The 13,286-nt window shown below is 52.6% G+C and carries 9 protein-coding genes; 5 read left to right on the plus strand and 4 right to left on the minus strand.

Translation table 11 applies throughout. The features are described 5' to 3' along the window. From ACO0LM_RS25925 to cysC, 3 genes are all read right to left on the minus strand, one after another. A partial coding sequence (locus ACO0LM_RS25925) for a DUF4347 domain-containing protein (RefSeq protein WP_423041382.1) occupies positions 1-7,654 on the minus strand: 7,654 nt, incomplete at its 3' end. A 147-nt stretch (positions 7,655-7,801) separates the two neighbouring features. Then, the gene (locus ACO0LM_RS25930; protein WP_423041384.1) at positions 7,802-8,647 is read right to left on the minus strand and encodes a sulfotransferase; all 846 of its coding nucleotides are present in this window, start codon (positions 8,645-8,647) and stop codon (positions 7,802-7,804) included. Continuing rightward, positions 8,644-9,246: an adenylyl-sulfate kinase gene (gene cysC / locus ACO0LM_RS25935; RefSeq protein ID WP_423041386.1), complete on the minus strand. Its 603-nt coding sequence runs from the start codon at positions 9,244-9,246 to the stop codon at positions 8,644-8,646. The genes ACO0LM_RS25930 and cysC overlap by 4 nt, the downstream gene beginning before the upstream one ends. 119 nt (positions 9,247-9,365) lie before the next feature. Here cysC and ACO0LM_RS25940 point away from each other — a divergent pair, with 119 nt between their 5' ends. Further along, positions 9,366-9,536 carry a hypothetical protein gene (locus ACO0LM_RS25940; RefSeq protein WP_423041388.1) on the plus strand — a complete coding sequence of 57 codons (171 nt, stop codon included), beginning with the start codon at positions 9,366-9,368 and terminating at the stop codon, positions 9,534-9,536. On the opposite strand, the gene ACO0LM_RS25945 is transcribed toward ACO0LM_RS25940, so the two are convergent. Further along, positions 9,529-9,858 (minus strand): DUF6916 family protein, encoded by a 330-nt coding sequence (locus ACO0LM_RS25945; RefSeq protein ID WP_423041390.1) that lies wholly within the window; start codon positions 9,856-9,858, stop codon positions 9,529-9,531. The two genes, ACO0LM_RS25940 and ACO0LM_RS25945, sit on opposite strands and share 8 nt — an antisense overlap. Positions 9,859-9,947: 89 nt before the next feature. Between ACO0LM_RS25945 and ACO0LM_RS25950 the strand changes: the two genes are divergently transcribed. The 4 genes from ACO0LM_RS25950 to ACO0LM_RS25965 all read left to right on the plus strand — a co-directional run bounded on the left by ACO0LM_RS25950 (position 9,948) and on the right by ACO0LM_RS25965 (position 13,267). Then, complete coding sequence (locus ACO0LM_RS25950) at positions 9,948-10,484, plus strand: GNAT family N-acetyltransferase (protein WP_423041392.1); 537 nt, start codon at positions 9,948-9,950, stop codon at positions 10,482-10,484. Continuing rightward, a complete protein-coding gene (locus ACO0LM_RS25955; RefSeq protein ID WP_423041394.1) occupies positions 10,471-11,178 on the plus strand; it encodes an aspartyl/asparaginyl beta-hydroxylase domain-containing protein in 708 nt (235 codons plus the stop codon). The genes ACO0LM_RS25950 and ACO0LM_RS25955 overlap by 14 nt, the downstream gene beginning before the upstream one ends. Positions 11,179-11,198: 20 nt before the next feature. After that, the gene (locus tag ACO0LM_RS25960) at positions 11,199-12,236 is read left to right on the plus strand and encodes a sulfotransferase (RefSeq protein WP_423041396.1); all 1,038 of its coding nucleotides are present in this window, start codon (positions 11,199-11,201) and stop codon (positions 12,234-12,236) included. Between the two features lie 353 nt (positions 12,237-12,589). Beyond that, a complete protein-coding gene (locus ACO0LM_RS25965; RefSeq protein WP_423041398.1) occupies positions 12,590-13,267 on the plus strand; it encodes a phage tail protein in 678 nt (225 codons plus the stop codon). Positions 13,268-13,286: the final 19 nt, after the last annotated feature.

The raw sequence follows: 13,286 nt of genomic DNA on the forward strand, positions 1-13,286 counted from the left end.
CAGCAAATGGCGATACCGGGGTGGTTTCGCTGCCGGCCTGGCCAGCGACGACGCCGCCGATGACGGGGGCGACGTTGTTGCCGGTGACGGTAATGGGGTTGCCAAACAGATCCGCAATGACGACGGCAACGTTAGCACCGGTATTCCAGTCTTCCAGCATGCCGATGTTGTAGGTGGTGGTGTCAGTGGACGAGGTGCCATCCTTGTTCATCCGCAGTGCCAGGGCCGCCTTGTCGTTGACACTCATGGTCATGCTGAAGCTGGTGTTGGAGGTGATGTCGACGTTGGCGGTATCGGTCAGGGTGTAGTTGAAGGCACCTTGTCCGAGGAAGCGGATGCGGTTGGCGGTGATGTCGTTGTTGGCACCGGTGAGTGTCAGGAAGTTGTTGCCGGTGACCACCAGGACACCGGTGGCGACGTTGTAGGTGGCCGAAGTAACGGTCGGTGCCACCACGTTGGTGACGGTAATGCCATTGCCGGTCAAATCGGCAATGACGACAGCGGCATCGGCCCCGGCATTCCAGTCTTCGGCGGCGATCAGGTTGTAGGTGTTGACACTGGTGGAGCTGGGACCATTCTTGTTCATGATGAGATTGGCCCCCAGCCTGTCTGCGGCACTCAGGGTCAGGGTGAACGAGGTGTCGGAGGTGATCTCGACATTACTGGTGGTGGTCAGGGTATAGCTGGCACCGCCTTCGCCTTGCAGGCTGAATTTGTTGGCGATGATGTCGTTGGTGGCACCGGTCAAACCAGTCATGCCAGTCCCTGTCACGGTCAGCACGCCGGTGTTGGCGTTGTAGATCGAGGAGGTGATGGTGGGGACCGGGACATTGGAGACGGTAATGGCGGTGGTGGTGACGGCGATGTTGCCACCGGTAATGACGCTGTCCCAATCGTCCGCTGCGGCCAGGTTGTAGGTGGTGCCACTGGTGGAGGCGGTGCCGTTTTTGTTGAACAGGGCTTCCACAGCAGCCTGGTCGGCACCTGCCACGGCGACATTAAAGCTGGTGGCGGAGGTGACTTCGACATTGACGCTGGTAGACAGGGTCCGGGTAGCAGCGCCTTCGCCTTTGATGGTAAGGGCAGAAACGGTGATGTCATTGGCGGCACCCAGGGTGCTGACCAGGTTGGTGCCGGTGACGCTCAGGATGTGGGTGGTGACATCGTAGGTGGCTGAAGTAATCGTGGGGGCAGATACATTTGAGACGGTGACGGCATTGCCGGTCAGGTCGGCACTGGAGGTGGTTGTCTGATTCCAGGAAGCAGCGGCTGCCAGGTTGAAGGTGGTGGTATCAACGGCAGATGTACCGTTCTTGTTCAGGATGCCGTTGATGGCGAGCTTGTCGGTGGCGCTCAGGGTTACGGCGAAGGCGGTACTGCTGCTGGCGGTGACGTTGGCGGTGGTCAGGGTGTAAGAACCGCCCCCCTGGCCAACGATAGACAGTTTTGATACATCGATGGTGTCGCCACCGACGATGTTGACGGCGGACACGCTCAGGATGCCGGTAGTTGCATCATAGGTTGAACTCAAAATACTTGGTGCGGCATTGGAGACGGTAATGCCGTTACCGGTCAAATCCTGGATGTTGCCGCCAGTGATGGCGCTGTTCCAGTCATCGGCAGCGGCCAGGTTGTAGGTGGTGGCGCTGCTGGCGGACGAGGTGCCGTTTTTATTTAAAATAGCATCTACCGCAGCAATATCAGCACCAGCGAGGGTAAAGGTAAAGCTGGTGGCGGATGTAATTTCTACATTGCCGGTGGTGGACAAAGTACGGGTTGCACCACCTTCACCGGTAATGGTCAGGGTGGAAATGGTGACGTCGTTGGTGGCACCGATGGTTTTAACCAGATTGGTACCGGTGACGGTAAAGATATGAGAGGTACCGTCATAAGTCGCAGAGGTGATCGTCGGGGCAGATACATTCGATACGGTGACGGCATTGCCGGTCAGGTCGGCACTGGAGGTGGTTGTCTGATTCCAGGAAGCAGCGGCTGCCAGGTTGAAGGTGGTGGTATCAACGGCAGATGTACCGTTCTTGTTCAGGATGCCGTTGATGGCGAGCTTGTCGGCAGCGTTCAAGGTTACGGCAAAGGCGGTACTGCTGCTGGCGGTGACATTGGCGGTGGTCAGGGTGTAGGAACCAGCCTGGCCAGTCACAGATAACTTACTGACATCGATGGTGTCGCCACCGACGATGTTGACGGCGGACACGCTCAGAATGCCGGTGCTGGCATCGTAGGTGGAACTCAAAATACTGGGTGCGGCATTGGAGACGGTAATGCCGTTGCCGGTCAAATCCTGGATGTTGCCACCGGTGATGGCGCTGTTCCAGTCGTCGGCAGCGGCCAGGTTGTAGGAGGTGGCGCTGCTGGCGGACGAGGTACCGTTTTTATTTAAAATGGCATCTACCGCAGCAATATCAGCACCAGCTAAGGTAAAGGTAAAGCTGGTGGCACTGGTGACTTCGACATTGCCAGTCGTAGACAACGTACGTGTGGCGCCGCCTTCACCGGTGATCGTTAATGTCGAAATGGTGACATCGTTTGTCGCACCGATGGTGTTAACCAAATTGGTACCGGTGACGGTAAAGATATGAGAAGTACCGTCATAAGTGGCGGACGTAATCGTCGGGGCAGATACATTGGAGACGGTGACGGCATTGCCAGTCAGGTCGGCACCGGAAGTTCTTGTCTGATCCCAGGACGCAGCGGCTGCCAGGTTGAAGGTGGTGGTATCAACGGCAGAGGTGCCATTGTTGTTCAGGATGCCATTGACGGCCAGTTTGTCGACAGCCCCCAGCGTGACCGTGAAAGACGTGGCACCGCTGGCAGTTGGGTTGCTGGTGGCCGCTGTCAGGGTGTAGGAACCGCCCTGGCCAGTGAGGCTTAATTTGGTGACATCGATGGTGTCGCCAGTGACGATGTTGACGGCAGACACACTCAGGACACCAGTGGCGGCATTGTAGGTGGAACTGATGATGCTCGGTACGGCGTTCGACACGGTGATGCCGTTGCCGGTCAGGTCAGCGATGTTGCCGCCAGTGATGACGCTATTCCAGTCGTCGGCAGCAGCCAGGTTGTAGCTGGTGGAGCTGCTGGCGGATGAAGTGCCGTTCTTGTTGAGCAAACTATCGACAGCGGCGATGTCGGCACCGGCCAGCGTAAAGGTAAAGCTGGTGGCTGAGGTGACTTCGACGTTGCCAGTGGTAGACAACGTACGTGTGGCGCCGCCTTCACCGGTAATCGTCAGTTTGGAAATCGTGACGTCATTGGTGGCACCGATAGTCTGGACCAAGTTGGTGCCAGTGATGGTGAAGACGTGCGTGGTACCGTCGTAAGTCGCAGATGTAATCGTTGGTGCTGCGACGTTGGAGACTGTCACAGCATTGGTAGCGTCTGCTGCTGCGCCAACCGTGCTATCCCAGCTCAGGGCACCAGCCAGATTGAATGTGGTACCACTGACCGCATTGGTTCCATTATTATTCAACAAACCATTGATCGCCAGTTTGTCAGCCGCACTCAAGGTGATCGTAAAGCTGGTAGCGCTGGTGGCGGTAGTGTTGCTGCCGGGGGTGAGTGCATAGGTGCCGCCGCTTTCACCCGTCAGTGTTAAATTGGCTGCAACGATGGCGTCACCAGTGGCCATGCCTGTGCCAGTCACCAGCAAGGTTCCGGCACTGGCATCATAAGTGGCCGAGGTAATCGTCGGTACCACAACATTTGAAACAGTAATCCCGTTACCTGTCAGGTCGGCAACGACGACAGCAGCGTCTGCGCCAGCAGTCCAGTCCTCAGCCGCAGCCAGGTTATAGGTGGTGCTGTCGCCAGAAGAGGTGCCATTGGCATTGAGCAGGGTTCTCACACCTGCCTTGTCGGTGGTGGACAAGACCAAGGTGAAGCTGGTGTCCGACGTAATTTCTACGTTCGCGGTATCAGTCAGGGTATAAGTACCGTTGGCCTGGCCTTTGATGGTGAACTTGTTGGCGACGATGTCATTGGTCGCACCTGTCAGATGGGTAAATCCTGTACCAGTGATAACCAGATTGCCCGTAGCAACATCATAGGTGGCCGAAGTAATCACGGGCACCGCGACAGTGGCGGTGATACCGTTGCCAGTCAGATCAGCAACGACGACCGCAGCATCAGCACCTGCTGTCCAGTCTTCAGCGGCGGCCAGGTTATAAGTGGTGCCACCGGTGGAACTGGTACCGTTTTTGTTGATGATCTGATTGATGCCAGATTTGTCGGTGGCGCTCAGGACCAGAGTAAATAGGGTATTACTAGTGCTAGCGATATCGACATTGCTGGTGTTGGTCAGAGTATATGTGCTGCCGCCTTCACCAGTCAGCGTGAACTTATTCGCGACAATATCGTTATTTGCACCAGTAAGTTGCAGGAAACCTGTGCCGGTGACCAGCAGTGTTCCTGTAGCGGTATCGTAGGTGGCAGAAGTGATGGTTGGTACAGGTACATTCGACACAGTCAGCGGATTGGTGGCGTCAGAAATATCGCCATTCGTAATTGTGCTGTTCCAGTCGTCGAATGCGACCACATTATATGTTGACCCGCTGGTCGACGTTGTACCGTTTTTATTGAGTAAACTATCAACAATAATCCTGTCATTACCGCTTAACTGAACAGAAAAAGTGGTGGCATCTGTAATCTCAACATTGGTGGAAATGGTAAGTGTACGCCCTGTTCCTCCTTCGCCAACGATGCGCAGTTTATTCACTGTAATATCATTGGGCCCACCAATGACACTGACCAGGCCCGTGCCTGTGACAGTCAAGATACCTGTTGCAGCGTTATAGGCGGCTGAGGTAATCGTTGGTGCTGTGACGTTGGAGACTGTCACACCATTGGTAGCGTCTGCTGCTGCACCAGCCGTGTTATCCCAGTTCAGGGCACCAGCCAGATTGAATGTGGTACCACTGACCGCATTGGTTCCATTATTATTCAACAAACCATTGATCGCCAGTTTGTCAGCCGCACTCAAAGTGACCGTAAAGCTGGTAGCACTGGTGGCGGTAGTGTTGCTGCCGGGGGTGAGTGCATAGGTGCCGCCGCTTTGACCTGTCAGTGTCAAATTGGCTGCAATGATGGCGTCACCGGTGACCATGCCTGTGCCGGTGACCAGCAAGGTTCCGGCACTGGCATCATAGCTGGCACTGGTAATGGTTGGTGCGGCTATCGACACTGGCAGACCTGTACTCAGGACGCTGATATTGCCAGCGGCATCGGTTGCCGTGGCTTTGATGGTGTGGGCACCGAGAGTCAGTGCCGAACTGGTGATGCTCCAGTTGCCAGAACCATCTGCCGTGCTTGTACCTAGTAAAGTGACACCATCTGTGTCGTACAGTTTGACGGTGCTGTTGGCTTCTGCCGTTCCAGTAAAGGCGGGCGTCGTGTTGGTGGTGATCGCGTCTGAGCTTGAACTGCCGGTATCGGTACCTGCAGTCATTGCAGGTGTCCCAGGTGCGGCTGGGGCGGTAGTGTCAATGACGATGGCTTTGTTGGCACCCAAAGACCCAGCGGCGGCAGGACTAAATAAAGTCAGCGTTGCAACGGTAGACGTCCCTGCATTTTTGATTGTTCCTCCATTCAATGACAATGCCGCTGTGTCGTGATAGTCGAGGTCTCCAGAGGTGTCGCCAGATAGAACAGTGTAGGTAAAAGTTAATATACTGGTGCCTGTGCCACCGGTGTAATTGATGGTACGGTCTGTCGTGCCTGTTTCAAGCAAAAGCTGTGGGGTACCAGTGACATCCACTGCACCACTAAAGCTTATGGTGATAGTAATTACTTCACCGACGGTATAGCTGCCATTGGTTTTAGAAGAAGTAACGTTGGTGATAGTTTCTGGCGGTGGGACGTAGCTCGTATTTTGGGTACCTGTACCACCAACATTAAGTACGGCTGACGGTGAACTACCAGTAACCCCTGTCCCATTCTCCAAACCGCCTGAACCACTAACGCCAACGTTCCCGGTCATGGCAGTAAAGTTGGCACTAGTAATGTTGAATGTACCTTTGTTATAAACACCACCGGCACCTATCCCGCCAGCACCGCCATTGTCGTTCGATGAACCTATGCCTGTACCAGCACCGCCACCACCACCTCCTCCGCCGGCACCAACGTTGTTACTGATAACTGAGGTACCAATAACGTTAATTGTGCCGGTGCTCGCATTGTATATACCACCAACTGCATTGCCACCAGCTTTACCTACAGCACTCCAGCCGGTGCCACCACCACCACCACCAACCCTGAGTGAACCACTGGTAGCAGTGGCTCCGGCACCACCGTTGGAATAATTATAGGCGGCCCCTATACCACCAGCACCACCATTTGTAGTACCACCATTGCCTCCCATAGATCCGGCGCCGGCACCTTTACCTCCTGCACCGCTAGTACCCGCAGTAGATGTATACCCAGTGGCTGCACCACCTGATGCCCCCGTCCCTTGACTGCCTCCGTTGATAAGCGGTCCACCACCGCCGCCGCCGCTGCCGACATAAGCACCGCTTACACCGCCACCACCGCCGCCAGCTGCGGCACCATTGGCCGTTATGGTCGAATTTTTTATTGTCAATGTACCTGCATTGGAAATGCCAGCACCTAGCGCATCCAAGCCATTTGTGGCAGTTGTACCACCACTGCCACCAGTACCAGACAAAGAACCGTGGGTGATAATCAAGCCATCAAGCGTGACAGTCTTGCCTGATGAAATACTCAAGACCCCGCTAGTATAGTTGGCATCTATGGTGACATCGGGCGTACCGTTATCGTCAAGATCGCCGTCTATGGTCATGTTTGTGTTGATGACGAGCGCGCCAGAGCTCAGTGTGACTGTCCGGCTGGCATTCGAGGTGACGGTATCGCCAATACCGGCTGCAGCAATGGCGTTGCGCAGGGAACCGGCACCCGTGTCATTACCATTGGTAATCGTGACCGTCGCCAGCGAATGATCATAGTGACTTTCCGCATCCTTGGATAAAGCCGATGTTGCTTCAATCTTGCCGGTAGTAACTTCCAAATCCCAATCACCACCTACGCCAGTACGGTTGCTGGAAGCCGCCACATCCGCACCGGTCAACGTCGCCAGACTGGCGACGAAACTTGCGCCGTCATCGCCTGCTGCCAGGTTGCATGAATACACCAGAATGTCGCCACCAGGTACCAGTGCCTTACCAATGCTGGCCAAGGCCTCGCTGTGGGTATTGAGGGTAGTGTTATCAAGGAAAGTTTTGCCTAACCAGAGCTGGCCCTCAAAGCCATGCGCGACGATTTGCACAGAATTGACCTGGTGCCCAGCCAGGTAATCGGCCATTTGTTGCAGGCCGTCAGCAGTTTTATCCAGGAAAACGACTTCTGCATTCGGGGCCAGGCCCTTCAGCAAACTTGCGCTATCTGTTACCCGGCTATCAACAAATACGACATCATGGGCAATGGGATTGCTTGCACTGGCAAGCGGGGCAGGTGCCGCTGGTGTTGCCATCATAGTGGCTATCATAGTTGCTGGCGCAGGTGCAGTCAGGGCTGGTGGTGCCAAGGTGGCCGCCGCTACCTGAATGTCATGGGCCTGAACAGGTGCATTATCGTGTTCAGACAGATTGTCTTGTGGGCGAAGGGAATTGGGCGTATTCATCATCATCGGGCCTGGCTAAAGTGTGGACGTTAACTTCATGTACAAATTTCGGACGAAATGCAAAAAAGTAAAACAGTATATTTCTACAGTGTAAGCAGATCGTAAGAGCGCGTTCTGATTTGCTGACAGGGACGACAAGCGATGTTCACGGATTTATATCTCCACATTAGCCGGTACTTTTGCCGTAATGACATTGCTGAGGCTATTGCTGGTGTCATTCCAAAACGATAAAGAAGCAAATTTTTCAAACAGATCTGGCGGCAAAATGGTTTTGCGTTTTTCAAAACTGACGTATTGACGCACTTTGTGCAAGCCATGCATACCAAGTGGCGCATCAAATTCCGGCGCGTCATAGCTGACATTGCGGTAGTTATGCTCAAATTCAGGTTCACCCAGGAATTGATAAATCAGAGGCATCACCTTTTCTGGCACCTGCGCCAGGATGTCATAGTCAACGATAAGCAAAGAGTTCGCATGTTCACCGTAAAATGCTTCCTTGAGTGCAGTCCATGGATAGCCGACCAGGCGGTTTGCCTGGGCCAGGGTTTCTACCCGACTGTACACGGTATTGCGTTCCACGTCGTCATTAAACAGGCGGGTAATTTCATAGGGATTGGCGCGGTAACGACGCTCCAGGCTATCCATGATCCAAGCCACATTACGCACGCAGGCAATCACCTTGGAGTCCGGAAACTGATCCATTAATACCGGCATATGGGCACTCCACATGCGGTTGGTGTCGAAGATGACCTCCTTGCCCGCCTGGTCTGCATAATAGGAATCAAAGATGCCGCGTGTCAGCCGACGTCTTTGTTCTTTGCTGACGACAGTACCAAATTCGCTACCTGCACCCAATTGATTCAGCATGCCGCGAAACAGACTGCCAACCGGGCTGGTCATGCCTGCATGAAAACGCGGATTTTGCAGCAACAGTGCTGCCAGCAAGGTCGAGCCCGAGCGTGGCAAGCCAGAAATGAAATGGTATTTTGCTGCTGTCATAAAGTACTGAATTCTTTAGCGTAAGAGAAAAGTTGATCGATCGCATCAGGCAGCGCTGTCTGACTGGTATCGATCACGCAGTCTGGTGATACAGGTGCTTCGTAAGGCGCAGAAACGCCAGTCAATTGCAATGCTGGGTCGTTTTTTGCCCTGGCATACCAGCCTTTGGGATCGCGTTGCTGGCAGATATGCAAAGGCGTGGCGACATAGGTTTCAATGAAGCGCTGTGTGCCCACGATGTCTCTGGCCAGCGCCCTGCCGCTGATGGTAGGAGATACCAGTGCAACTATCGCATGAATGCCATTGCTGTTGAGCAGCCTGGCCATTTCTGCCGTACGGCGACCTTGCTCTTCGCGATCAGCAGGGCTAAAGCCCAGATCATGTGACAGGCCCTTGCGCAATTCATCGCCATCCAGAACACAAACCGGCAGGGCATGCGCACGCAGGCGATCTGCCAGGTTTTGTGCCAGGGTGGTTTTACCCGCGCCCGGCAAGCCACTTAGCCACCAGGTTTTTGCACCACCTTCGTATGTATTGGAAAGAGTCTTTATTTGTTCCTGATCACGCATCCGACCACCAACGATAAGCCTGAATAACATCGGGAGTCATTGAGGCCCGATACGAGATACTGCAAAACTGAAATCTGATTACTTATCACTTCAAACACATCAATAAATGATTCAGTGATATTTGCCCATTTGTTTTTCGAGGGGGCAGCATGAAACAACTTGATATCATCGATTGCGCTGACATCACCACATTTGCATGGCTAAAGTATCAAAAGAATAACTGCAATACTAACATTGAAGCAATTGAAAATGGCAAGAAAGACGTGCTTCTCGCTGTTTATTTGAGCAGTAATTTCCTTGCGGAAATTTTAATTAATTGAAGAATGCCTGGTAAAAAAAGCAAGTGCTGCCATCTTCATGTTTCTGCTTGTCTTGTCCCTTGTCGTAATCGGGCATCACGGGTGCCATCAACCATACATTCTGTCCCATCTCGGGGTGATGGACGATGTAGTTATCTTGTGACAGCAGCTTGGTACCCGTGCCGGAAAATATCAGCAGCAAAGGTGTAGGGAAGTGTTCAGGCAAGCCACGGCGCGAGCGCTCATCGACTTCTTCCAGTTTAAGTTCGATGTCACCTATGGAGGTTTCTATACGAAAGATATTACCAATATAGGCGTTGAGTTGCTCTTTGGAAAGTGTCATGGTTTTACGTGGTTAAAGTTTCACTTGCAAGAAAACACAAGCATAGGCAGGATGATAATCATGTGATTTTAATCATCTTGGGAGTACTTGTGTACAAATTAACTGGCGAGCGTCAATTGCGAATGCAAAGAGAGGACGATCAGGTTTTCCTGGATGCGCTGTATGCGAGCCGCCGTCAAGATTTGCAACAATTGCCTATGGACGCCGTTGTCGTCGCACAAATGATCAAGATGCAACAACATTTGCAGATGGTTGGTATGCGGCAACATTATCCAGAAGCACAACATTACATTGTTGAACTAGCTGGAAAGTCAGTGGGGCGCGTGATCATTGATGCCGGTGCAAACGACTTACATCTGGTGGATATAGCCATCGCACCAGAAGTGCAGCGCAATGGTATCGCCAGATCGGTATTGTTGGCCATGCAAGAACAGGCACTGGAAAAAAACCTGGGCATCAGTCTTGCGGTGGAATTGCGCAACCCGGGGGCAAGGGCGTTGTATCTGCAAATGGGTTTTTTGGTACAGAGCAGTGACGGTTTGTTTGAGCAAATGCGTTGGCCTGGTGGTGTTGGCATAGGTGCTGCGACTGGCAGACAAATGGAGCAGCCTGATGTCGCAGCCTAGTCGTTATTTGAAGTTACCATTTTCTTTTGATCTGACGCGCTTACGCGCAGAGTTAAATCAGTTGCAAGCATCGCAATGGATCAGCCATTTCAATACCAATGCATACGAAAACAATTGGCTGTGTCTGCCTTTGCGCGCAGTGGATGGGCGTATCGATCACATCATGCCGGTCAACGAAGGGCACTTTCAGGATACCGCGTTATTGCTGGGCTGCCCCTATATGCGGGAGGTGATTGATGTCTTCCAATGCGAAAAAACCTCGATACGCCTGATGTCGCTGGAAGCTGGTGGCGTCATCAAGGAACACAGGGACGACGCCACCTCACTGGAAGACGGTATTACGCGTTTGCATATACCGATTAACACTACGCCCGATGTATTGTTTCGCATTGACGGAGAAGAAGTGCATTTTTCGGCTGGTGACACCTGGTACCTGAATGCCAGTTGCCTGCATGCCGTGCGTAATCCTGGTACGCAAGCCAGGGTGCATCTGATGCTGGATTGTGTCAGCAATGCCTGGCTGGAAGAAGTGTTCCGGGATGCGGGCTGGGTCGCCAGACCAGCATCAAAATATCCGGACCCTTCCATCAATGATGGCAATGTGTTGGCCGTAATTGAGCAACTGCGGGCGGGCAATCAAGTGGCCGGCATCAGCTTAGCGGATGCACTCGATGCCATCAGGTTGGCTGGCTGATTTGGATGAGCGTTTAAAAAATGAATATGAAGCAAGGCTTTGCTGCCGAAGAACGCGCATTGCTGCGTGGTCAGCAGATTGATGCATCCACTATCGACAGCATGCTGGGCTGGTTTCCGGTAGCGATTGCTGCGGAAACGAATAGCTTGTGGTGGCGTTATTTGGGCGAGAAAAGCTTCACGGAATCTTTTTTCCAGGACAGCCTGTCCGCACAAACCTATGCGGAAAGACAGGTATGCCATACGCCGCTGGCAAGGCTGGATGCGCTGTCTCATGGCATGCAAAGTATTGCGCCGACCGCGTTCATTTTTCATGTGTCACGTTGCGGTTCAACCTTGCTGACACAGATGCTGGCATCGCTGCCGCAGTGTGTCGTGCTGTCAGAGCCACCGGTGCTGGACGCATTTTTTCGCCACTATCATCATCAGCCTGACATGCCGGGTGCCCTTGATTTGCTGCGGCAACTGGTGGCTGTGCTGGGCCAAAAACGTCATGTTGCCGAGACGCATTTTTTCATCAAATTCGATAGCTGGCATATGCCATGGCTGGCATTCATACGTCAGGCATTTCCTGATACGCCGTTTATATTTCTTTATCGTGAACCGGAGGCGGTGCTGGCTTCTCACCGGCGTCAGCGCGGGCCACAAATGATACCTGGTCTGCTCGATATCACCAGGCTGGAAGTGCAGGACCAGCATCTGCCTGTTGCAGACATGGATGGCTATGCGGCTGCGGTGTTGGCAGCCTTATTTGCAGCCGGTTTGGAACAGGTCCAGGCATCGCATCTGCATTTGTTGAATTACGCGCAATTGCCGGCGATTCTATGGGATCAATTGTTTGCCTTGTTTGCGCTGGATTGTGACGAGGTGCAATTGTCCAGCCTGAAGGCAAGATGCACTTTGCATTCCAAGCACAGGCACATGCCTTATCAGGGCGATCCGCCTGCTGGTGAAAGTCCGTTGGCACAATTGGAGCAATTGGAGCAATTGAATAGAGATGCCGTAAAGCAATGTCAGAAGATCTATGATGAACTGGAAAAATTACGCTCTGGAATATGATTTTTTGTGATGGGCTGTTGCAAAATTGCGTCGTCTCGTCACCGCCGTAATGCGGCTTATTCCCTATAGGATGACGCATGCGTATGTTGCAATCGCTTTGCAACTTATAAACAAAAAAGCAGGTGTATTTTTTCTAATAAGGATTGTAGAATTGGTTTGCTTTTTTTGAAATTGCTTTTCGCAAGTATACGAGGTTGTTGCAAAGTTAAGATGGTCAGGTGTTGACGTCGCCATAGCCTCCGGAAAAGTTCCTGATTAAAGCAGTTGATGAAAGTCCTTACTTTTATCAGGGCATCTCTGTATGCCGGATTATTTAATCCCTGTATCAACCACAACTTGAATTGGAGTAAATAATGGATGCATTTATGGGTACTGTATTGGCTGTTGGTTTTAATTTTCCACCACGCGGCTGGCTATTTTGTAATGGGCAAGTAGTTTCTATTGCACAAAACTCGGCAATGTTTGCCTTGCTAGGCACCATGTATGGCGGTGATGGAGTGAGCACCTTTGGTATTCCAGATCTGCGTGGTCGGGTTGCGGTTGGTTCACAAGGCCCAGGTCCTGGTATTGCAAATGTTGAACAAGGTGAGAAAGCTGGTACGAACAGTGTGACGGCGATTGCTACAGGCACCGGTAGTGTGACTTTGACAGTAGCGAATCTGCCTGCGCACACGCATACAGCGGTACTGGATGTGACGGGCTTGTCAGGTAATACAACGATCAATGTAGGCACTGGCACCAATGGCGGCCTTGCTGCTGTAGCAAATAATGGTGGTTTGACCAATTCAGCTGGTGGGCCATCTGGTGCAGCGATTTTCTTGCCTGCTGGCACACCTCCAACTTCACCGGTAACCTTGGGTGGTGTTACAACTGCAATAGCAGGAACGGGTACTGTGACCAATGCAAATACAGGCACTGGCACAGCGACATCATTCCCTGTTACCACGACATCGAACAACACTGTCATGCAACCGTACCTGGGTTTGAACTACATCATTGCGATGGAAGGTATTTTCCCATCTAGGAATTAAGCTAAGCTCTTACCTAAAA

It is taken from the genome of Undibacterium sp. Di26W, assembly GCF_049340265.1.
GTDB lineage: Bacteria > Pseudomonadota > Gammaproteobacteria > Burkholderiales > Burkholderiaceae_D > Undibacterium.